Source organism: Streptomyces dysideae, from assembly GCF_001514305.1.
Taxonomy (GTDB): domain Bacteria; phylum Actinomycetota; class Actinomycetes; order Streptomycetales; family Streptomycetaceae; genus Streptomyces; species Streptomyces dysideae.
Genome location: NZ_KQ949077.1, coordinates 308483 through 328595, shown reverse-complemented (window position 1 = coordinate 328595; position 20113 = coordinate 308483). Strand labels below are relative to the sequence as shown.

The following is a 20113-nucleotide window of genomic DNA, read 5'->3' as shown; positions in this document are numbered from 1 at the left end:
GTCTCGGTCGCGGCGAAGGTGGAATGCCCGTTCCTGCCCAGCTGGCCGCGTTCCGGAAGATCGTCTCCTGGGTGAGCAGTATGGAATCAAGGTCACCTCGTACGCGGTGTGCAGGCTCACCGACGTGCGGACGCGGTGAAGCTGGTCCGTGACAACTCGGGTGAGACGGAGAGTAAGAGGCGGAGCCATGGGATTTTCTGTGTGTATGCGGCGAATTGATCCCTCCGGCGTGGATGAAGGTCTGGGCGCCCTTGAGTCAGGGTTCGAAGCAACTCTGGACACTTCGGTCTACGAGAAGGAATGTGCCGAGGGAATTCTCTGCGACCTCGCTGAGGAGTGGCGAGCGGTTGAGATGACATTCAGGTGCCGGGGTAGCGGTTACGGTCCGATCAGCGATGTGCCCGTCATGGGCGGGATTCTTCTCGGGCATGTGGGCACTCCGCCGGACGCGATCGTGCTCCTGCCTCAGGACGGCGTCCGGGCGGCGGCGGATTTCCTGGCACAGATCGACGTCCCTCGGCTGATCGAGTCCAATCGGGAAGAGCTGACGTGGCAGAACGCCGGCTCGCTGCCCGGCTGGGTGATCGAAGGAATCATCAGGGGCGCGGAGAACCTCAAGCGTTTCTACGGCCTCGCGGCCGCCGCCGGGCAGGTGGTCGTGAAGCGGATCTACATGGAGTGACGTTCAGCAGCACGCCGGCTCAGCCAGGAGGCCGTCGACGGCACGGCGGGCCCCGATCGGGGCGGACCTCGGTGCGCCGCCCCCTCGGCTGCCTCGGTGGCTCGCGGTCGCCCGAGAGCACCTGTTCCCGGAGATGCGCCGACTGCCCGACCCGGCGAACACAGGGCGACAGGTTCCCACCGGAGGAGACAGCAGCATGCCTGCGTGGGGAACGCCCCAGCACCTCATGCCTCGCATGGCAGAGAGCGATGCCTTGGTGGACTGGGCCCGCGTGGAACAGTCGTGGGCGAAGCGGTTCCCGTCCGACTACCGTCGGTTCATCGACTCCTACGGAGCAGGTGGGGTCGAGGACTGCCTGGCCATCCTGGCACCCGAGAACAAAGAGGAGCCCCCTGCCTCGCCTTACGGCGGCATGATCCACGAGACGCTCAACGCCGAAGGCCCCCGAGGCGGCCGGCCTGGATCCGGTACTGATCGCGTGGGGGGTCTCCTGCGCGGCCGACATCCTGTGCTGGGACGCCTCGGGTGATGACCCGGACAGTTGGCCCCTGCTCGTGTACAAGCGGAACGACAACCTGTGGCGTCGCTACGACGCGGGGTGGTCGAGTTCCTGGTGCGCGTGTTGCGGGCGGACTTCGACCACTGTCCCCTCGGAGACCGCTCGTTCTGGGGCACGGGCTCCGCCCTCTACCGGGTCTTCGAACTTGAGCGGTGCGCCCCTGTTGGTCGGCGTCCGCCCCCAGGGCCCTCGTAAGCCGGGGATGTGACACTCCCGCGGAAACTGTCACATCCTCGCGGCTTACCAGTCGGCGCCCGGCGTCCGCGCACCGCTCAACTTCGAAGACCCCCTCTACCTCGACGAGGCGGAGGAACGGCGCCGCCTCGAACAGGGCCTGGACCCGTGGACTGGTGGACCGGATCCGTTCGCGGGCATGTCCTTCGGTTGACGTGACCGGTGTGGGCCGGGCTTCGGTCCGGCCCACACCGGCCAAGCGGATGATCGGACAGAGGTAAGGAGCGGTCAGCGACGTGCCGCCTCCGGCTTGGCCGTAAAGGTCCCACCGGGGGGCGTCCCCCTCATCCGACGAGCCGCTTCGGTCTCCTTCAGTCCACCAATCCGCGTACACCCTCACGCACGGCACGACGGACCGAACCTTCGGTGACGAAGGACCAGACGGCCAACACCGGCACCTGGGTCAGCCTCGGGTCCTACAGCCTCAAGCAGAGCGAGGACGCCAAGCTGAAGCTGGACCAGAACAGCGGCGGCAGGTGACGGCCTCCGTCGCGGGACTGCTGGTGTTCATCGGCTCGCCACGCGCACGAGCCCGACCGGTTCCGTCACTTGATCCTCCCTGAGGCGGGCACAAGACGCTGACGCAGGTCACGCCCCCGGCCCCAGCGTTTCCTCACCGGGGGCACGACCTGCGCCGGCACCACTGTTCAGCTCCTGGTACGCGTGCCCTGGCCGCCGCTGAACGCGACCGTGCCCGTAACCTTCAGGGCGCCGCCGCTGCCGTCCGCGGGTGTGCCGGTGAGCTCCCAGGTGTAGGTGCCGTCGTTGACGTACCGGCCGTCGCCGGTCCGGCCGTCCCATGAGAACGACACGGCGGCGGCGTACTCCTTGGCCGAACCCGTGAACACCGTGCGCCCGGTCTTGTTCCGGACCGTCACCTGGGCGTCGATGACGGGCTTGGACAGCTGCCAGTCCGCGTCCCACAGGGCGTCGGTGACGGACGTGAGGTTCACGGACTGTTCGACCTGTGACTCGATCCCGACCACCTGGGAGGTGGCGACGCCCGAGTTGACCGCGGTGATCTGGCTGCTCTTCTCCTTCGCGTACGCGACCGCGCCGCCGAAACGGTCGGCCTCCACGATCGGGTACGCGTACTGGGACGTGAAGGCATCGATGGTGCGCGGTGCGTCCCCGATCGGGGTCAGATTGAGCTGGCCCCGGTTCCCGTCGTACGCCACCACATAGCCGTCGCCGAGGGTGCCGCGCGGAGCCCACGACGACTGCCGGGTCTGCGTGTTGTAGACGCCGTGGCCGGAGCTGACCGACCCCGAGGGATAGCAGTCCCAGTACACCCAGGGCCCGGCCGTCTGCAGCTGCTGCGGCTGACAGCCGTTGTCGGTGATCGGGTCCGTGGCCGTCGTCTCGCCGGACTTGAGGTCGACGGCCTGGAGCGTGCCGTCGTCCGAGTCGCTCGGCATCCACAGCTTGGTGCCCCACACCGCGAGTCCGCCCTGGCCCTGGCGGACCCGGACCACCTTCGGCCCGCCGGACGCGTCCAGGTCGACTACGTACTGCCGGTCCTCCGGACCGCGCCCGCTGTCGCCGAACACCACATAGCGGCCGGAGGCTGAGCGCACGGCCGAGGAGTGTTCGGAGCCCGTCGGCATCTTCTCGCCGGTCTGCGGGTCCACGGCGGGTACGACGGTCCTCGTGCCGTCCGCCGTCAGCACGACGAGCACCTGGGCGCCGTCCGCGTCCGTGGTGGCGACGACGGTACGGCCGTCTCCGGTGCCGACCGGCTGGCGGGAGTCGTAGACGCGCTGTGCCGCCTCGCCGGTGGTCTGCGCGTCCGGCCGTGCGAGCAGCGACCGCTCGCCCGCCGACGGGGCGGCGCCGAGGGTGAGTTGCTGCTGGAAGAGCGCCGGCAGGTACGTGGTGTCGGACTCGGCCGTGACCAGGTGCCCGGCCGTGAGCGACAGCTTCGTGAGCTTGCCCTCCTTGGGCGCCACCTCGCGCACCGTACGCAGCACGGGCGCTCCGTCGTCGCCGACGGAGACCCGGCGCACCGCCCAGTCCCCGGCCGAGGCGCCGCCGGTGACGGCCACGCCGCCGCCCGGGACCTGCGCCACACGCCAGCCGGCGTGCTCCAGCAGCGTCCTGGGCTCGCCACCGGCGATCGGCAGGGCGGTGAGTGGAGCGCCCTGGCGGACCAGGAAGTCGCCCGCGCTCTGCGCCGACTGACGCGTGGTCAGCAGCCACTCACCGACGAGCGCGAGCCGCGGGGTGCCCTCACCGGAACCGAGCTCGACCTTGGTGTCGGCCACCTCCAAAGTGGCGCGGGGGAGCACACGGGCCGTGGTGTTGCCGCCCTCGGGCGAGTACCAGGCGACGTACGCGTCGGAGAACACGACCTGCGCGTTCGCGCCGGTGGTGCCCGGAAACACCGGGGTGACCGCGGCCGTCGCCAGGTCCAGCAGACCGACACCGCGGGTGCCGTCGGGGTGCGCGTACCAGATCGCCGCCGAACGGTCGTCGCCGCCGAGCGTCATGGCGTCCTCCGCGACCCAGCCGTTCAGCCCGGTGACGAGAGTGTCGGCGAGTTGTCCGTCCGCCATGTGCAGCACGTGCAGGACGTTCTTGTTGCCGGTCGCGTCCCGGGTGGCGGTGAGCACGGCGGAGCCGAAGACGCCACGGTAGAAGTGGCCGTCGGGGAGCGTGTACTTGGTGGTGGTGCCGGACTTCATGTCCTTCAGCTGCACATGGTTCGGGGAGTCGTAGATCGCCACGACGTCCCCACTGGTGACGGAGACGTGGCTCCCTCCCCCTCCGTCGATCGAGTTGACGTCGTCGTACGGGGACGAGGCGGGCAGGTCGACCGGGGTACCGCCGTCCGGGGTCCATCGGTAGTAGCCGAGCGCGCTCTGGTCTTTGACCTCCGTGCGCTCCACGATGCCGCCGGGTCCCGCGCCGTACACGGGGTTGGCGACCGGCTTGAAGCGGTTCGGAGCCGGGATCGTCAGCGAGGGGGTCTCGGCATGTGCGTCCGACAGGAGGAAGGGCAGGGTACCGCCGGCGGCCGCGAGGGCCAGGCCGACGGCAAGGCCGCCGCGCACGATCGGTCGTCTTCGGTTCGGCTTGTGGCGTGGGGCCACGGAGCACCTCCAACAGGCTTGGCAGAGGGGGCCGTTCGACGCGGACACACGGGGGTCGACGCGGAACAGCCCTCCAAAAGGCGCCGCAACCTAACACAGCAGACAGACGGGAATCGATCAGGTGTGCGAAACGGTTGCGAGTGGCCAAACCGGACGTGCGTGAGCTCAGGCGGGGAGTCCGCCGTCCTTGACGGCGGTGACGAACGACGACCAGGGGCCGGCCTCGAAGACGAGTGCGGGGCCGTCGGGGGCCTTGCTGTCACGGACGGGGACGAGGGCGGGGAGGTTGTCGGAGACCTCGACGCACTCGCCGCCCGTCGTGTTGCTGTAGCTGCTCCTGCGCCACGTCGCACCGCTCAGGTCGATGGCTCGCACGGGGCTTCCTCCAACATCCGGACGATGAATTCGCGCGACTCGGCCGGGGACAGGGCCAGGTCACGCACCGCATCATAGATGCGCTGCAAACGCTCAACTCTGGGGTTTTCCTCGATCAGTTCACCATGTTCGTCGTTTTCGGTGTAGACCACGGTACGGCTGTCCAGCAGGCGGAGGAACATCGTGGCGGTGTTCATCAGGCCGTGTGGACCGGCGCTGAACGGCAGCACGTGGAGCGTGATGTTCGGGCGCTCCGCCGCCTCCGCCAGATACTCCAGCTGCCCCCGCCACTCCTGCGGGTCGCGCAGTCGTGTGCGGAGCACAGTCTCGGAGAGGATGACGCGGAACGTCGGCGGATCGTCCCCTTCCAGCAGTCCCTGGCGTCCGATGCGCGCCTCGACCTGCTGGTCGAGGTCCCGGCCTCTGAGGCCGCCCGCCGCGAGTGCCTCGCGTGCGTACCCGGCCGTCTGGAGCAGACCCGGCGGCGCGCTCACGGAGTAGTGCCACAGGCTCACCGCCTCGGCCTCCAGTGCCATGTACTGCTGGTACCGCTCCTTGAACTGGTTGGGATCCCCCACCGCCAGCTCCCACAACGCCAACAACAACCCCGGCGTCCCGTAGTGCTGGTCCAGTGCCTCGGCGACCTCTGGGCTCCCCAGTGTCGCCCCGCTCTCCAACTTGCCGAACAGTGAGGGGTCCCAGCCCACCACCTTGGCCAGCTCACGCAGGCTCTCGCCCCTGGCCGTGCGCAGTCGCCGGAGTTCCTCCGCGTACCGCCGGCGGGGCTCCTGGCTGCGTCCCGTGATCACCCTTCTCGGCGGCATCGCGCTCCTCCGTCGTCCCTTGAAGAAGGCCGTGGCAGGTGTGGAAGTACGCCGTGCGGCGGCGAAGGAGAACTCGTCCACGGCGTTCCGGTCCCGCTCCCGGGTCATGCTCGTAATGACCAGAACACGCAGCGTAATCCAGGCAGTTCACCCCGTGTGGGGAAACGGCGGAAGGAGCGGACCCATGACGACGGAGCACCGGACGGCGGCCGACGCGATCAGAGAAGCCGAGGAGGTCAGGGACACCCTCGCGTCCGCCCTCGAACGCGCCGGGCTCAGACTCCCGTCACTGAGGCTGGACCCGAACACCTACGCCGACGCGAAGCCCCGCCCTCTCATCGAGCTGGGACGCTGTTCCCCGCCCCTCGCACGGGAGTTGGCGGCCGTCATCGAGAAGGCAACCGAGAAGGGAACCGAGAGGGGAGCGGCGCGGTGACCCGGCGCGTGTTCCGCTACGTCCCGTTCACCATCGAGCAGGACCGCACCGCCGAGCCCGAGTACGAGGCCCGCTGCGTGTCCGGCGACGAGACCGAGTGCGGCGCGCAGTCCGGTACGTACCGCCATCCCGGGCCCGTCGAGGAGTGGCAGCGTCGGCACGCGCAGGAGACCCGGCACCTGCGCTACCGGCGGAACTTCGGCGACTATGCCGTGATGCGGCCTCCGGCAGAACTGGCCGCGTTGCTGAGCGGGAGCGGGGGCACGGTGTGACCGTCGTCCACCACGGCTCTGCCGAGCGGGAAGACCGGGGAGGCCGGGAAGATCGAGAAGAGGTGACGGCCGGTTCCGAGGTGTGCGAGCACCGGCAGATCGAGAAGCGTGACGGCAAGACGCACTGCCGGGACTGCGAGCAGCAGCTCTATCTGTGAGGACCCGGTCCCCGGCGAGCCGGCGGTACGATCCCGTTTCATGGTCGTGGACACGGGGCGGGACGGAAGACAGGACACGGCCGAGCTGGTCTACCAGCCGACGCGCGCCGACATCCTCGCGGGCGTCCGGCTGCGTGAGCGCCGTCGGCGCCTCCACCTGCTCCGGTGGGGCTTCACGGGGCTGTTCGGGGCTGGCGCCGTGCTGGTGGTGACCTCACCGGAAAGCTCCGCGTTCTCTCTCGTGACCGCCGTCTTCTGCGCCGCCTGGATCTGGTCGATCCCCCACCTCCAGGCCCACCACGCGCTGCGCACAGTCTCCTGGCAGGGCGAGTACCGCACCTCCGTGAGCGAGACGGGGATCGCGACCGAGACCGCTCACGTGATGCTCGAACAGCGCTGGTCGGTCTTCCGCGGTTACCGCGAGACCCGCGACCACGTGGTGCTGCTCAGCCGCGACCCGAACATCCTGCTCGTGGAGGTGCTACCCAAGCGCGGGCTGCGCTCTCCGCAGGACGCGGAGCGGCTGCGGGCCCTCGTGAGTCGCCATCTGCCCCGCGTCTGAGCGAAGGACCGCAACCGCATCGCCGTCACTCGAAGTGACCGCGAGTGTGCGGAAGTTGCACGGTGAACGTGACCGCTGCCTCATGAGCCGCCTCGTACGGACATGAGGCGGTCCTCGACCTGGACGGGACGGCCAAGACCCAGACCGAGAAGAAGCCCAACGGCACCCTGGTCTCCTCACACACCTATACCTACGACGCCACGGCAACCTGGCGCAGGATGTGGCGAAGAAGATGAACGCCGACGACCACGCGGCGTATCTCTCCTCCACCACGAACGGGGTTGCTCCTGCGCCGTGCGGCTAGGCCCCGCCGTACAGCCGTTGCAGGTCGACCAGGATCACCTCGTCGCGGGCTTCCGCCGCCTGCAGGGCCGGGGTGAAGCCGACGCCGCTGTAGCAGGCGGGGCGGGTGTGGGTGGTGTCGATGCCGCGGGCGGTCAGCAGGTCGAGGATGTGGCGGAGCCGTTCGAGATGGCGTACGTCCATGACCTTGTTCCACTTGGCTTCGCCGATCGACAGCAGGATTCCCTGGTCCTGGCCGACCGCGCCGCGTACGACGACGTCGACCTCGTGCGAGGTGCGGGCGGCGGGATCGGGGACGCTGCCCGCCGTGACGTCGATCGGCAGCCCGCCGAAGGTCTCCGGGTTCGCGTGCCAGGAGACCCACTCCCTGCACAGGCGCTCGAAGTGAGGGCCGACGACCTGGCTGAGGAAGGTGTCTTGGGCCCGTTCCCAGACCGTGGCGGCCCCGCTGCTGCGGGTCAGCAGGGTCTGGCTGGGGCGTACGACGGCGTGGTGGAAGGCGATCAGCGGTTCGGCGATGCGGTAGGCGCTGCGGTTGCCGCGGAAGGCGTCCGGCTCGGCGGTGAGGAGACCGCAGCGCTTGAGTACGGTGAGCGGCTGGGAGATGTCCGTGGCCTTACGGCCGACCGCGCTCGCGATGCCGCCGCTGGTGCGGTTGCCGGTGGCGACCGCGGCGAGGGCCGAGTGGTAGAGCGAGCGGTCGCGTACGTCGGGCTCGGCGGCGAGCAGGAAGTCGGCCTCGCCGTGCAGCGGGCGGGCCGGGTTGAGGACCGTACGGCATACCCATTCGTCGAAGTCGTCGAGCCCGTCCGGGACGTCGTCGTCGACGAACTCGCGGCGGTAGGCGGGGGTTCCGCCGACCACGGAGTGCGTGAGGACGGCGAGCCGCGGGTCGCTGATGTTCCAGAACCGGGCCGCCTCGCGATAACCGAGTGAATGCACCACGAGGTCGAGGCCCGCGCGGCCGTACAGCGGTGATGTGCCGGACAGCAAGCCGCCCATGAACGACATCGCGCTGCCGCAGAGGATCAGGCGGGGGTGGCGGCTCACGTAGCGGCCCGCGCGCACGCCGAGGATGGCCTGGAGCCGGGAGGGAAGGGCCGGGTCGTTGTGGACTAGGTAGGGGAACTCGTCGATGACGATGGTCACCGGCCGTTCGGCTGCCAGATCAAACAGGAGTTCCAGTGCCTCGCTCCAGTCCGCGGGGTGGGGCGGGGCGGAGGCGCCGGTGTAGCGGGCCATGGCCTCGCCCAGCAGACGCAGCGACTCGGCGGCCGATGCCTCCAGAGCGGCGTAGTAGAAGCCTCCGGTCGCCTCGGCCAGGGCATGGAGCAGGAAACTCTTGCCCTGCCGACGGCGCCCCGAGACGACGCCGAGGCGGGGGCCCGCGCCCTCGCCGGTGGCGAAGGCGGTCAGTTCGCTCCACTCCCAGTCGCGGTCGAACATGGCGGACGGCTTGGGAAGGCTGCGGTGCTTCGGGCGTGCCATGGATGCCTCGCGGTTATTAGGGACGTATATCTAAGAAGTACATCTCTAAGAACGACGATGCATCCCTGAGGACGCGGGCAGGGTGCATTCTTGTCGGTGGCGTCGATGGCCACAGCGCGGGGCCGAGGTCACCTTCGAGGGCGGTCTCGGTGATCGGCGGGCGGTTCCAGAGGGCCAGGATTTCGTTGGCCAGGGACACGGCGAGCTTCTCCGCGTTGCCGGCCCGCAGGAGCCTCAGCAGCGGCTCCCGGGTCGCGAAGTCATGGAGCGAGGAGTGGGCGCGAGCCGCTTGGGTGATCTCGGCGATGACCTGCTGCGGTTCGTCGGTCACTGGCGGGTCCCACGGGCCGCCTGGATCTCGGCGACGGCCGCGGCGACAGCGGTGTCGAAGTCGGGATCCTGGCGGGCGACGACCCGGCCACGGAACGCTTCGACCAAACGCACGACGCCATTGAGGTCGGCGGGGTCGGAGTGGTTGATCTCGCGGGCCAGTTCGGCCTCGAAGTCGTCCGCATCGCCGGGGAAGCCGTAGCCCAGGGTGAGAGCAGTGTGGAGTTCGCCGATCGTGCGCATGGGGGGGGAGGTCAGAAGGACCGGAGTCTGCCGCGTGTGTGGTCATGGTGATGCGGCTCCCATTCACGGGGTCGGTGTCACGGTACCCGGGGTCAGGAGGCCCTGGCGTCGCCCTCGCGAACGGCCCGCATCCCCGCGCCGGGATTGTCGAGAGGTACTGACACCGTGCGGCCGAATGACCGGACTCGCTGGCGGCTCAACCCGTAGTGAGCGCGCCGCGGCCCCGAATGCCGCCTCTTGTCCGCTCGTTGACGGGGGCGCGACTCGGCTATCAGGTGTCGTCCGCCGTGGAACTCCCCGACGGCACCCCCGTCCCGACGGAGTCATCTGAGAGCGGCTCCCTCAAGGACGCACCAAGGTCACAGACGTACGAAAGGCCGAAAGGTTGTATGCGCTCTATGGCCTTTCTGTGTGGCAATAGACACGCCCGTTACCTGTGATGCTCCCGAGGTGGCATCCGCTGGGTCAGCCGGGAGGCCCGGAAGCAGGTCTCCCGCCGACCGAGCGAAGGGGTGGGGTCCCATGGCCACCGCGGAGGAACGCGTGCCGTCCGCCGCACGCGACATGCGGGCGCACGCGGCGGCCTTTGTCGCCCGTGTCACCCGCAACCGGCTCCCGCTGGACTACTCCGTTGCCAGCCTGCGGGTCGTCGACTTCCTGATCGACGGGCTGCGCAAGGGCGGGGCCGATCCGGAGCGGGCCCGCGGTCCGCTGGTCGGGCTCGGGGCCTACGTCGGTGAGGTGCTCGTGCGCCGCGCGGGCGCCGTGTGGGTGGACTTCGACGCCGATCAGCGCGCCTACTTCGGTCAGACGGCCGGGGTGCGCATGCCGGACGGGCGGGTCTGGAACCCGCTCGGCAAGGTCCACAACCGCTTCGCCACGGGTGGCACCGAGGACTCGCTGCAGACCTTCTATCTGACCCTGCACGGGCGGGCGCGGAGAGTGGTGGCATGAGAGACCTCCGAGGCGCCGCGGCCGCGTTCCTCGTCGCCGCGGTGCTGACCGGCTGCTCGGGCTCGACGGACGAGGGGAAGCCCGTCGAGTCCGGGCAGCCCGATTCCCAGAGCCCGCAGGCCGCTCCCGCGAAGCCCCGGACGGTCGCCGAGTTCCTCGCCCGGGCCGAGGCGGCGATGGCCGCGGAGCAGGGCTGGACGTTCGAGGTGAAGGGGCGTGAGGGCCTGGTCCTGCGAGGGCAGGAGAACGCCGCGACCTACACGGCCACCGTGCACCGGACCACCGGCGACCCGTGGGCGCTGCGCTCCACCGGCGCGAGCCGCGGCAGGAGTGGGGCCAAGCCCGAGGAGATCTACGTCGTCGACGGGACGGCGTACGTCAAGGAGGGCACCGCCGCCTGGAAGCAAGGCCCGCTCTCCGACCCGGAGTTCGCGGACAAGGTGGAGGACCCCCTCGCCGCGCTCGACGCGTTCCGGGGATACGGCGACGAGATCACCCTCAGCGAGCCGGACGGCCCGGACGGCCGGGTCGAGCTGCGCGTCCGTACCGCGACCGCCCCGCTGACCGGCGTACGGGACGAGGGTGTCGTACAGAAGGCCCTGCGTGAATTCACCCCGACTCTGGAGCAGTTGCGCGCGGCCGGTGTCAGTGCCTCCGAGAGCCGGATCACCGTGGCGGGCGTCGAGGAGTCCTTCGTCCTCGACGCCACGACGTACCGCGTCACCGCGCACACCTTCAAGTGCACCTTCCTGATCCCCTACGAGGGGCAGCGGATCCGCTACGACCAGGAGGTGACGGAGCGTAACTCGGGGACCTACGAGGGGACGGTCGCGCTTCCGGAAGGGGTGGGGTGATGGATGCCCAGTGACACTTTTGTGAGGCCCGGCGCTGTTGACCGTGGGGGAACGAGGGCAAAGGGCGGCCGCACCGCACGGTACGGATTCGCCGCGAACCGGTACGGACGAGGACAGTTCTTGGGCCAAGGAGGGGAACCCCGCCGCGGGCACGCGTACGACGGGGAATTGGGCGCGGCCGTCGCGCGGGCCCAGGACGGTGACGAGGCCGCCTTCGCGGTCGCCTACCGGCTGGTGCAGCCCGGACTGCTCGGGTATCTGCGCGGCATGGTCGGCGACGACGCGGAGGACGTGGCGTCCGACGCCTGGCTGGAGATATCCCGGGACCTGGGCCGGTTCAAGGGCGACGGGGCCGGCTTCCGCGGCTGGAGCGCGACCATCGCCCGGCACCGGGCGCTGGACCATCTGCGCCGCCAGAAGGTACGGCCACGCTCGTCGGCGCTGGAGCAGGACGTCCTGGAGCTGCCCGGCGTCCACAGCACGCACGACCAGGCCCTGGAGTCGCTCTCCACGGAGTACGCCCTGGAACTGGTCCGGGGCCTGCCCCGTGACCAGGCCGAGGCGGTCCTGCTGCGGGTGGTGGTCGGCCTCGACGGCCCCGCCGCCGCCCGCGTGCTCGGCAAGCGTCCGGGCGCGGTGCGCACCGCCGCGTACCGGGGCCTGAAGCGCCTGGCCAAGCAGCTCGGCGCCGAGGGTGTGACGGATGACGGCCCCCGGACGCTGGGGGAGTCGAAGTGACGGACGCCGGTGAACGGTCGGAGAACGGGTTGTGCGGCCCGCCGACGTACCGCGACCGGAGGGGCCGGAGCGGCCTTCGCGGCCGGCCGGCGGTCGAGCGCATGAGACGTACGGGCTCTTCCGGCCGTACGGCTCACATGGGCCACTCAAGTCACACAGGCTCCACAGGCACCATAAGTCAAGCAGGTCGGACAGGGACGGGAAGCGGACATGGGTGAACGGCAGAGCGGCGGCGGGATGCCCGGCCGTCGGCATGTGCGCCCTGGCGGCACCGCGTCCGGCCACTCCGCCGGTGCCCGTGGCGTGCTGGACGACGCCGCGCTGGAGGCGCTGCTCGCCGCCGCGATACGCGTCGAGGGTGTGGACGCCGAGGGCGAGCGGCGGGCCGTGGCCGCGTTCCGGGCCGCCCGGGAGGCCGGCGTGCACCAGGCGCGAGCCCGGCGCCGGGACGACTGGCGGCCCCGGGAGCAGCGGGGCCTGGCCCGGTCGGTGAAGGCCACGCTCTCCCTCTTCGTGGCGAGCCTCGCCCTGGGCGGCGTCGCGGTCGCGGCGATCGGCTCCGCCGGTTCGTCCTCCGACGACGGCGACGACAAGGTACGGCCGACCGCCCCGGCCACCAGTGCCCCGGAGCAGCCGGCCGCGCCGTCCTCCGGCGAGCCGTCCGGCTCCGGGCCGTCCGACCGCCCGGACGCCGCCCAGGACACCGAGGCCCAGTGCCGTGCCTACGAGCAGGTCAAGGAGCGCGGCAACGCGCTGGACGCGGCGGCCTGGCAGCGGCTTGTCACGGCCGCGGGCGGCGAGGAGAAGGTCGCGCCGTTCTGCGCGGACCAGCTGGCGGGGGCGCAGGCCACGAGCAGGCCGACGCCGAGTACGCCGGCCAGGCCCACCCCGACGCCGGGCGCAGGGAACGCGACCAATGGTGCGGGGAACGCCGACAGCGGCGGCAGCGGGCAGGCCGGAGAGACTGACAATGGCGTCGGCCGGAAGAACTGACCTCGCGCGCCCCGGTGTTCACCCCTGACAGGCTCCGCGAGTGTGGCGCCGAGGCAACGGCCGGGGCCGCCACCCCCCACAGGAGAGGCCCCGGCCGTCGCGCGGCACGGGCCGCGCGGCGGCCCGTACTCTCTACAGCGCCGGCGCTGCGTTTTCTGTCACACCTCCGCGTCACAGCGGCGCGTCACGAGTTAGTTGCACGTTGTACGGACATGGACGGGGAGCGGTTTCAGGTCGTAACGTGCCTTTCGCGCCGGACGCGGGGGACGTATGGACCACCGCAACCACCTGCGGTATTGAAACCGCAACCATCAATTGAGGAACCACCAGGTGCTGGGGGATGACGCGGAGCTGACCGCCGCGGTGCTTGCGGCACAGGACGGGGACGAGACCGCGTTCCGGACTGTGTACCGCTCGGTGCACCCGCGGTTGCTCGGGTACGTACGGACGCTGGTCGGCGATCCCGACGCCGAGGACGTGGCGTCGGAGGCATGGCTGCAGATCGCCCGTGACCTGGAAAGGTTCAGCGGGGACGCGGACCGCTTCCGCGGCTGGGCCGCCCGCATAGCCCGCAACCGCGCGCTGGACCACATACGCATGCGTGGCCGCCGCCCCGCCATCGGCGGCGACGAGACGGAGCTCACCGGGCAGGCCGCCGAGTCCGACACGGCCGGCGAGGCCATGGAGGCCCTGGCCACCGACAGCACCCTCTCCCTCATCGCGCGGCTGCCGCAGGACCAGGCCGAGGCCGTCGTCCTGCGCGTCGTCGTGGGCCTGGACGCCAAGACCGCCGCCGAGACGCTGGGCAAGCGGCCCGGTGCCGTGCGGACGGCCGCGCACCGAGGTCTGAAACGGCTCGCCGAGCTGCTCGGCGACGATCCGGAATCGGTCGGCGGGCTCGACGCCCTGCCTCCCCAGCGAGAACCGCGCGGTCGCGCGGTGACGTCCGCCAGTGTGACGCATATGCGTGCGCGGACGCAGAAGGATGTGTGATGGCCGACGAGCAGTACAGGTGGCTGGACCGCGAAACAGCGGAGCGTTTGCTGAGCGGAGAGTCACTCGAAGCTGTGGACGCGGCCGACCGCGACCAGGCCGAACGTCTTGCCAAGACCCTGGGTTCCCTGTCCGTCGAACCCGCTCCCATCAGCGCCGAACTCCCCGGTGAGGCCGCCGCGTTGGCCGCCTTCCGGTCGGCGCGCGCGGAGCGGGACGACGCCCCGGCGACCCTCGGTCACGCCGCCCGCCCCGAGGCGTCCGACGTCGGCCTCGTCCGCATCGGCGGCCCCGCCCAGGCCTTCCGGCGCCCCCGCTGGGCCCGTCCCGTGCGCCTCGGACTCGCCGCCGCGCTGGCCGCCGGCATGATCGGCGGAGTCGCGGTCGCGGCCGGAACCGGAGCGCTGCCGACCCCGTTCCACGACGACGAGCCGCGCCCCGGCGCCTCGGTCTCGGCGACACCGGAGCGCCCGCTGATCTCGCCCTCCCCGGACAACGGTGTCGTCGGCGTGCCCTCGCCCGACGGCGACACCAACGGCAGCACCGGCGGGGCACCGTCCAAGGAGGCGGCACCCGGCGGCCCGGCCACCGACCGCGGCTCCACCGAGGGCCGGGAGGCCCCGTCCGGCGGCCGGTGGAAAGGCGCACCCTCGGCCTGCCGCGACGTCCGCGACGGCAAGCAGCTCACCGACGACCGCCGACGTGCCCTCGAGGGTGCGGCGGGCGGCCCGGCGCGCGTGCAGACGTACTGCAAGGGCGTCCTGGCCGACACCGGCACGAGCACCGCGGGGCAGGGCGACCACGGCAAGGGCGACACCGGCGGCGGCGAGTCCGACCAGGGCGGCAAGGGCAGCGACGACGAAGGCCACCACCCGGGCCAGGACGGCAACGGCAACGGGAACGCCAACGGCGGTGGCCAGGGCAACGCCAACAGCGGCGGTAGCGGGAACGGCAACGGCGGCGGCAAGGGCAAGAACGACGCTTCCTGACCCCCGCCGTAAGCCCGTGACCTGCGGTTTCACCCCGCGGAGCGGGTCGTGCGGAAAATTCTTCGCGGCGAGTGTGACGTTTTCGCAGGCTGATGCGCAGTACTGAGTGAGCCGACTGGTCATCGGCCGTCGCACAGAGCCGGGGTTCCCCCCGTACCTACGGCTCGTGCAATGGCGCGGGCGGGACACGTTCCCCCGGTCCCGCCCGCGCCCCACTCCCACTCCCCGCGTCTCACCAGTGCACGACGACCTTGTCACCGTTCCGCACCTGCGCGAAGAGATCCGCGATCGCCGCCTCGTCCCGGACGTTGACACAGCCGTGCGAGGCCCCGGCGTAACCCTGGACCGCGAAGTCGGACGAGTAGTGCACCGCCTGGCCGCCGCTGAAGAACATCGCGTACGGCATCGGCGAGTCATAGAGCGTCGACACATGGTGCCGGGACTTCCAGTAGATCTGGAACACACCTTCCCGGGTGGGCGTGTACTCCGAGCCGAACCGCACCGGCACCGTCGTGAGCGTCTGTCCGCCGACCATCCAGCGCAGGGTCCGGCTCGACTTGCTGATGCACAGCGCCCGGCCGCTCAGACACCGGGCGTCCGGCTCGTCGGCGGGCTGTCCGCCCATCAGATACAGGTCCCACTTGCCCGGCTCCCGCGTCATCCTCAGCAGCCGCTGCCAGGTGACGGTGTCGGTCTTCCCCGTCTTCGGCAGTCCGCGCTTGCCCTGGAAGCCCTTGACCGCCTGTTCGGTCAGGTCGTCGTACTCGCCGGTCGGCCCGTCGAAGAGCCAGGCGACCTGCCGCAGCCGCGCCTGGAGCTCACGGACGTCACGGCCGGTGTCGCCGGGCGCCCAGAGGACCTCGGGCGCGGCCGGGCGCGGTGACGCCTTCGGCTTGTCGTCCGCGGGCGTACGGGACGGGGTCCGGGCCGGCGACGGCGTACCGCTCGGCACCTCGATCCGCACCGGCGCCTGCTGCCCGCCTTCGCCGTCCGCGGGCTGCACCGTGCACGCGCCGCACAGCACGGCGAGCGCCGCGGCCGAGGCGAGCGCGCCGGTCGATCTCCTCATGCCCCTCATACGCATGTACGGCCCCCGTCGTCTCACCGCAGCCACCGGCGACTGCGCTGGTGTCACGTGAGATGTTCCCCGCGGATACTGGTTGCGAACGGCGCGGCATTGTTGTGACCGGGACCGCAACATGTCTGTGAGCAAGGTCCCAGCGTGCTCCTCTCCACCGGGTGCACGCCCACCGCTACAGTCCGTCGAAGGGTCGGTCTGTACCAGCGAGTAACTGGCGAGTAACTGCTCAGTGGGAGGCAACACACCATGGCGCGCGAGTCGGAGTCCGGACTGCCCATCGAACCGGTCTACGGGCCGGACGCGCTCGCGGGCTGGGACCCGGCGGAGAAGCTGGGCGAGCCCGGCGGCTACCCCTTCACGCGGGGCGTGTACCCGTCGATGTACACGGGCCGTCCCTGGACGATGCGCCAGTACGCCGGTTTCGGTACGGCGGTGGAGTCCAACGCCCGCTACAAGCAGCTGATCGCCAACGGCACGATGGGCCTGTCCGTCGCCTTCGACCTGCCCACGCAGATGGGCCACGACTCGGACGCCCCGATCTCGCACGGCGAGGTCGGCAAGGTGGGCGTGGCGATCGACTCGATCGACGACATGCGCGTGCTGTTCGGCGGGATCCCGCTGGACAAGGTGTCGACGTCGATGACGATCAACGCGCCCGCGTCGCTGCTGCTGCTTCTGTACCAACTGGTCGCGGAGGAGCAGGGCGTCAGCGCGGACAAGCTGACCGGCACGATCCAGAACGACGTGCTGAAGGAGTACATCGCGCGGGGCACGTACATCTTCCCGCCGAAGCCGTCCCTCCGTCTGATCGCGGACATCTTCAAGTACTGCAAGGCCGAGATCCCGAAGTGGAACACGATCTCGATCTCCGGCTACCACATGGCCGAGGCGGGGGCGTCGCCCGCGCAGGAGATCGCGTTCACGCTGGCGGACGGCATCGAGTACGTGCGCACGGCGGTCGCGGCCGGCATGGATGTCGACGACTTCGCGCCGCGGCTGTCGTTCTTCTTCGTGGCGCGTACGACGATCCTCGAAGAGGTGGCCAAGTTCCGTGCGGCGCGGCGCATTTGGGCCCGGGTGATGCGGGACGAGTTCGGCGCGAAGAACCCGAAGTCGCTGATGCTGCGGTTCCACACGCAGACGGCGGGCGTCCAGCTGACGGCGCAGCAGCCCGAGGTGAACCTGGTCCGGGTCGCGGTCCAGGGCCTGGCGGCGGTACTGGGCGGCACGCAGTCCCTGCACACCAACTCCTTCGACGAGGCGATCGCGCTGCCGACGGACAAGTCGGCCCGCCTGGCCCTGCGTACGCAGCAGGTCCTCGCCTACGAGACGGACGTGACGGCGACGGTCGACCCCTTCGCGGGCTCCTACGTCATAGAGAAGATGACCGACGACGTCGAGGCCGCCACCGTCGAACTGATGGCGAAGGTCGAGGAGCTGGGCGGCGCGGTCAACGCCATCGAGCACGGCTTCCAGAAGGGCGAGATCGAACGCAGCGCGTACCGCATCGCCCAGGAGACCGACGCCGGCGAGCGGGTCGTGGTCGGCGTCAACCGCTTCCAGCTGGACGCGGAGGAACCGTACGAGCCCCTCCGGGTGGACCCGGCGATCGAGGCCCAGCAGGCGGAACGGCTGGCGAAGCTGCGGGCCGAGCGGGACCAGGCGGCGGTGGACTCGGCACTGGCGGCGCTGAAGAAGGCGGCGGAGGGGGAGGACAACGTCCTGTACCCGATGAAGGACGCGTTGCGGGCTCGGGCGACTGTGGGCGAGGTGTGCAACGCGTTGCGGGAGGTTTGGGGGACGTACGTTCCGTCGGATGCGTTCTGAGATGGGTGGTTCCCTCGAATGAGTGATCGGGGGCGGAAACCGCACGTCCCCGGTTAATCTCGTGGAGGGTGTTCCCGAAAGGAGGGTGCCGTGGCTGTGATGCTGCACGAGTCGTCGCTTTCTGATGCTGCCGACCGGCTCTGGGAGGAGCTGCCCGGGCACCGGGTGGAGATCCTCAACGGGAGCATTGTCGTGACACCGCCGCCTGATGGCCCGCACCAAGAGACGCTGACGTGGCTCATTGAGGAGTTCTTGAGAGTCAGGGCCCGAGCACTGGGGCTCAGGTACGTGCAAGGAATCGGCCTGTGGTTGCCGACCGGCCCGGACGACTATGCAGTACCGGACTTCTCTGTAGTCGACGCCGACTACAAGGACGCCCTCGTCGAGAAGAACTGCTACGCGCCGCACGTCTTCCGGCTGGTATTGGAGGTGACTTCCTCCAACTGGACCAATGACACGGCGACCAAGGTCGATATCTACGCTCGGGCTCGCATCCCCGTCTACCTCATCGCCGACCGCAAACACGACGAGGTCCTCCTCTACCAGGACCCGGCTGACGGCAAATACCCCGACCCCAAGCGCTTCAAGCGAGGCCAGACCGTGCCGGTGCCCGACTCTGTCGGCGTCACCCTCGAACTCGCCGTCGACACGCTTCTCGACGGCGACGACGACTAACGCAGGCCGAACCGTGCGAGGTACTTCGTCAGTCCCGCCGCCCCGCCACCCGCCCACCCCACGTAACCGTCCGGCCGTACGAGGAACACCCCGGACCCGTACGCCCCCTGCACGCCCCCTCGAACCACCCGCACCACCCCCGCCACCCCCGACGGCACCTCCGCCCCCACCGCCACCAGCGTCCAGTGCGGCCCCCGAAACGCGTCGAACAGCCGTACCTCACCCAGCATCCCGTCGGGCGCCCGATCCCCCGCCCGCACCGGCCCCGGCGTCGCCCGCGTCTCTACCGTGAGCGGCGACTCCCGGTACCCCAGCCCGAGTTGCCGCGTCGCCTCCCCGCGCCGGACCTCACCGCGGTGGACGCCCGTCGACACGCCCAGCATGTCGGCGGCGATGGGGCGGCGCTCCTCCTCGTAGGAGTCCAGGAGCCCGGCGTCGACGCCGTCTCGCAGTACCGCGCCCAGCTTCCAGCCCAGGTTGTAGGCGTCCTGGACGCTCGTGTTCAGGCCTTGGCCCCCGGCCGGCGAGTGCACATGCGCCGCGTCTCCGGCCAGGAAGACCCGGCCCGCGCGGAAACGGTCCGCCAGTGCCGCCCGGGGGCGGAAGTCCGAGGCCCAGCGCACCTCGGTCACATCCTCGGGGGCGAGGTGGGAGCGGGCGGCGACGGTCTTGCGTATGCCGTCGAGGGAGAGGTCCACCGTCGTGCCCTCCGGGAACTGTGCGACGACCTGGAAGTCCTCCGTCCCGGCGAGCGGGCAGATCGCCAGGTAGCCGTCGCCCTCCTCGTGTGGCGGGAAGATGTGCCAGTTGTTCCTGTCCAGGCCCGCGATCCGCACGTCCGCCACCAGCATCGAACTCGGGTCGACCGTCTCCCCGGTCATGCCGATGCCGAGAGCCCGCCGTACGGCTGAGCGGCCGCCGTCGGCGGCGACCACGTACCGGGCGCGGATCTCGTCCCCCGCCGCGAAGTGCACGGTCACGCCGTCCTCGTCCTGCGTGAGTCCCACGACCTCGCGGCCGAACGTGACCGTCCCGCCCAGTTCCTCCAGCCGCGCGAAAAGGATCTCCTGCGTCCTCCACTGCGGCACCATCCACGGCCCGGTGTGCGGGGAGTCCTCTGTCACCTCCGCCGGGTCGAACATCTGGTGCTCGCCCGCCCGCTTCCCGTCCTGCCAGACCATCCCGACCGGGTAACTGCCCCCGGCCGCCTGGATCGCATCGAGGACGCCCAGGTCGTCGAAGACCTCCATCGTGCGCGGCTGGATCCCCTTGCCGCGCGAGCCGGGGAACAGCCCGTCGGCCCGCTCCACGACCAGCGCGTCCACCCCGCGCCGGGCGAGGTCGACGCCCAGGGCGAGGCCGGTCGGGCCCGCGCCGACGATCAGCACATCAGTGCGTACAGACATGCCCATATCCCCTTAACGTTGTTAACGTGTCGTCGGCTACGAGGG

At 70.5% G+C, this 20113-nt stretch carries 21 protein-coding genes; 13 read left to right on the top strand and 8 right to left on the bottom strand.

Annotation, left to right across the window (positions count from 1 at the left end; translation table 11 throughout):
- The first annotated feature begins 187 nt into the window (after window positions 1-187).
- Window positions 188-682, top strand: a complete 495-nt coding sequence (locus tag AQJ91_RS48930) for a DUF1877 family protein (RefSeq protein WP_079084754.1) — start codon at window positions 188-190, stop codon at window positions 680-682.
- A 1440-nt stretch (window positions 683-2122) separates the two neighbouring features.
- Here AQJ91_RS48930 and AQJ91_RS07860 read toward each other — a convergent pair.
- From AQJ91_RS07860 to AQJ91_RS07850, 3 genes are all read right to left on the bottom strand, one after another.
- Entirely contained in the window at window positions 2123-4567 is a 2445-nt protein-coding gene (locus tag AQJ91_RS07860; protein WP_159054505.1) for a FlgD immunoglobulin-like domain containing protein, read from the bottom strand.
- A 165-nt stretch (window positions 4568-4732) separates the two neighbouring features.
- Entirely contained in the window at window positions 4733-4942 is a 210-nt protein-coding gene (locus AQJ91_RS07855) for a DUF397 domain-containing protein (protein WP_067017799.1), read from the bottom strand.
- A complete protein-coding gene (locus AQJ91_RS07850) occupies window positions 4924-5766 on the bottom strand; it encodes a helix-turn-helix domain-containing protein (protein WP_067018056.1) in 843 nt (280 codons plus the stop codon). The genes AQJ91_RS07855 and AQJ91_RS07850 overlap by 19 nt, the downstream gene beginning before the upstream one ends.
- 184 nt (window positions 5767-5950) lie before the next feature.
- Here AQJ91_RS07850 and AQJ91_RS07845 point away from each other — a divergent pair, with 184 nt between their 5' ends.
- The 4 genes from AQJ91_RS07845 to AQJ91_RS07835 are packed head-to-tail and all read left to right on the top strand — an operon-like array spanning window position 5951 to window position 7194.
- Entirely contained in the window at window positions 5951-6202 is a 252-nt protein-coding gene (locus AQJ91_RS07845; protein ID WP_067017797.1) for a hypothetical protein, read from the top strand.
- On the top strand, window positions 6199-6474 hold the full coding sequence (locus AQJ91_RS07840; protein WP_067017795.1) for a DUF7848 domain-containing protein: 276 nt from the start codon (window positions 6199-6201) through the stop codon (window positions 6472-6474). The genes AQJ91_RS07845 and AQJ91_RS07840 overlap by 4 nt, the downstream gene beginning before the upstream one ends.
- Window positions 6471-6632 carry a hypothetical protein gene (locus AQJ91_RS53410; RefSeq protein WP_159054504.1) on the top strand — a complete coding sequence of 54 codons (162 nt, stop codon included), beginning with the start codon at window positions 6471-6473 and terminating at the stop codon, window positions 6630-6632. Before AQJ91_RS07840 ends, AQJ91_RS53410 begins: the two co-directional genes overlap by 4 nt.
- Before the next feature lie 40 nt (window positions 6633-6672).
- Window positions 6673-7194 carry a YcxB family protein gene (locus AQJ91_RS07835; protein ID WP_067017793.1) on the top strand — a complete coding sequence of 174 codons (522 nt, stop codon included), beginning with the start codon at window positions 6673-6675 and terminating at the stop codon, window positions 7192-7194.
- A gap of 300 nt (window positions 7195-7494) precedes the next feature.
- Here the strand turns inward: AQJ91_RS07835 and AQJ91_RS07830 are convergent, their stop codons facing one another.
- Genes AQJ91_RS07830 through AQJ91_RS07820 form a run of 3 tightly spaced genes read right to left on the bottom strand, consistent with a single transcriptional unit; the run spans window position 7495 to window position 9558 of the window.
- On the bottom strand, window positions 7495-8985 hold the full coding sequence (locus tag AQJ91_RS07830; RefSeq protein ID WP_067017791.1) for an AAA family ATPase: 1491 nt from the start codon (window positions 8983-8985) through the stop codon (window positions 7495-7497).
- 16 nt (window positions 8986-9001) lie between these two features.
- Window positions 9002-9316 (bottom strand): hypothetical protein, encoded by a 315-nt coding sequence (locus tag AQJ91_RS07825; RefSeq protein WP_067017789.1) that lies wholly within the window; start codon window positions 9314-9316, stop codon window positions 9002-9004.
- A complete protein-coding gene (locus AQJ91_RS07820; RefSeq protein ID WP_067017787.1) occupies window positions 9313-9558 on the bottom strand; it encodes a hypothetical protein in 246 nt (81 codons plus the stop codon). The genes AQJ91_RS07825 and AQJ91_RS07820 overlap by 4 nt, the downstream gene beginning before the upstream one ends.
- 522 nt (window positions 9559-10080) lie before the next feature.
- On the opposite strand from AQJ91_RS07820, the gene AQJ91_RS07815 reads away from it, so the two are divergent.
- The 6 genes from AQJ91_RS07815 to AQJ91_RS07790 all read left to right on the top strand — a co-directional run bounded on the left by AQJ91_RS07815 (window position 10081) and on the right by AQJ91_RS07790 (window position 15079).
- Window positions 10081-10512, top strand: coding sequence for a hypothetical protein (locus tag AQJ91_RS07815; RefSeq protein WP_067017785.1), 432 nt, complete (start codon window positions 10081-10083; stop codon window positions 10510-10512).
- Entirely contained in the window at window positions 10509-11366 is an 858-nt protein-coding gene (locus tag AQJ91_RS07810; RefSeq protein WP_067017784.1) for a hypothetical protein, read from the top strand. The genes AQJ91_RS07815 and AQJ91_RS07810 overlap by 4 nt, the downstream gene beginning before the upstream one ends.
- A gap of 120 nt (window positions 11367-11486) precedes the next feature.
- Window positions 11487-12104, top strand: coding sequence for an RNA polymerase sigma factor (locus tag AQJ91_RS07805; RefSeq protein ID WP_067017782.1), 618 nt, complete (start codon window positions 11487-11489; stop codon window positions 12102-12104).
- Window positions 12105-12314: 210 nt separating this feature from the next.
- Entirely contained in the window at window positions 12315-13097 is a 783-nt protein-coding gene (locus AQJ91_RS07800; RefSeq protein ID WP_067017780.1) for a hypothetical protein, read from the top strand.
- A gap of 330 nt (window positions 13098-13427) precedes the next feature.
- Window positions 13428-14090: an RNA polymerase sigma factor gene (locus AQJ91_RS07795; RefSeq protein ID WP_067017778.1), complete on the top strand. Its 663-nt coding sequence runs from the start codon at window positions 13428-13430 to the stop codon at window positions 14088-14090.
- Window positions 14090-15079, top strand: coding sequence for a hypothetical protein (locus AQJ91_RS07790; RefSeq protein ID WP_067017776.1), 990 nt, complete (start codon window positions 14090-14092; stop codon window positions 15077-15079). Before AQJ91_RS07795 ends, AQJ91_RS07790 begins: the two co-directional genes overlap by 1 nt.
- Window positions 15080-15311: 232 nt before the next feature.
- On the opposite strand, the gene AQJ91_RS07785 is transcribed toward AQJ91_RS07790, so the two are convergent.
- Window positions 15312-16148 carry a L,D-transpeptidase family protein gene (locus AQJ91_RS07785; RefSeq protein ID WP_234381882.1) on the bottom strand — a complete coding sequence of 279 codons (837 nt, stop codon included), beginning with the start codon at window positions 16146-16148 and terminating at the stop codon, window positions 15312-15314.
- A gap of 258 nt (window positions 16149-16406) precedes the next feature.
- On the opposite strand from AQJ91_RS07785, the gene AQJ91_RS07780 reads away from it, so the two are divergent.
- Both AQJ91_RS07780 and AQJ91_RS07775 read left to right on the top strand, forming a co-directional pair.
- Complete coding sequence (locus AQJ91_RS07780; RefSeq protein WP_067017772.1) at window positions 16407-17987, top strand: acyl-CoA mutase large subunit family protein; 1581 nt, start codon at window positions 16407-16409, stop codon at window positions 17985-17987.
- 99 nt (window positions 17988-18086) lie between these two features.
- Window positions 18087-18662, top strand: coding sequence for a Uma2 family endonuclease (locus AQJ91_RS07775; protein WP_067018055.1), 576 nt, complete (start codon window positions 18087-18089; stop codon window positions 18660-18662).
- Here the strand turns inward: AQJ91_RS07775 and AQJ91_RS07770 are convergent.
- Window positions 18659-20068, bottom strand: a complete 1410-nt coding sequence (locus AQJ91_RS07770) for an FAD-dependent oxidoreductase (RefSeq protein WP_067017770.1) — start codon at window positions 20066-20068, stop codon at window positions 18659-18661. The two genes, AQJ91_RS07775 and AQJ91_RS07770, sit on opposite strands and share 4 nt — an antisense overlap.
- Window positions 20069-20113 lie beyond the last annotated feature (45 nt).

What these genes read in the sequence shown, in the direction of transcription:
- AQJ91_RS07775 (WP_067018055.1), top strand. Translation starts at nt 18,087, where the DNA reads ATGCTGCACGAGTCGTCGCTTTCTGATGCTGCCGACCGGCTCTGGGAG.
- AQJ91_RS07850 (WP_067018056.1), bottom strand. Translation starts at nt 5,766, where the DNA reads ATGCCGCCGAGAAGGGTGATCACGGGACGCAGCCAGGAGCCCCGCCGG.
- AQJ91_RS07845 (WP_067017797.1), top strand. Translation starts at nt 5,951, where the DNA reads ATGACGACGGAGCACCGGACGGCGGCCGACGCGATCAGAGAAGCCGAG.
- AQJ91_RS07770 (WP_067017770.1), bottom strand. Translation starts at nt 20,068, where the DNA reads ATGTCTGTACGCACTGATGTGCTGATCGTCGGCGCGGGCCCGACCGGC.
- AQJ91_RS07815 (WP_067017785.1), top strand. Translation starts at nt 10,081, where the DNA reads ATGGCCACCGCGGAGGAACGCGTGCCGTCCGCCGCACGCGACATGCGG.
- AQJ91_RS07810 (WP_067017784.1), top strand. Translation starts at nt 10,509, where the DNA reads ATGAGAGACCTCCGAGGCGCCGCGGCCGCGTTCCTCGTCGCCGCGGTG.
- AQJ91_RS07835 (WP_067017793.1), top strand. Translation starts at nt 6,673, where the DNA reads ATGGTCGTGGACACGGGGCGGGACGGAAGACAGGACACGGCCGAGCTG.
- AQJ91_RS07790 (WP_067017776.1), top strand. Translation starts at nt 14,090, where the DNA reads ATGGCCGACGAGCAGTACAGGTGGCTGGACCGCGAAACAGCGGAGCGT.
- AQJ91_RS07780 (WP_067017772.1), top strand. Translation starts at nt 16,407, where the DNA reads ATGGCGCGCGAGTCGGAGTCCGGACTGCCCATCGAACCGGTCTACGGG.
- AQJ91_RS07820 (WP_067017787.1), bottom strand. Translation starts at nt 9,558, where the DNA reads ATGCGCACGATCGGCGAACTCCACACTGCTCTCACCCTGGGCTACGGC.
- AQJ91_RS48930 (WP_079084754.1), top strand. Translation starts at nt 188, where the DNA reads ATGGGATTTTCTGTGTGTATGCGGCGAATTGATCCCTCCGGCGTGGAT.
- AQJ91_RS07830 (WP_067017791.1), bottom strand. Translation starts at nt 8,985, where the DNA reads ATGGCACGCCCGAAGCACCGCAGCCTTCCCAAGCCGTCCGCCATGTTC.
- AQJ91_RS07800 (WP_067017780.1), top strand. Translation starts at nt 12,315, where the DNA reads ATGGGTGAACGGCAGAGCGGCGGCGGGATGCCCGGCCGTCGGCATGTG.
- AQJ91_RS07785 (WP_234381882.1), bottom strand. Translation starts at nt 16,148, where the DNA reads ATGAGGAGATCGACCGGCGCGCTCGCCTCGGCCGCGGCGCTCGCCGTG.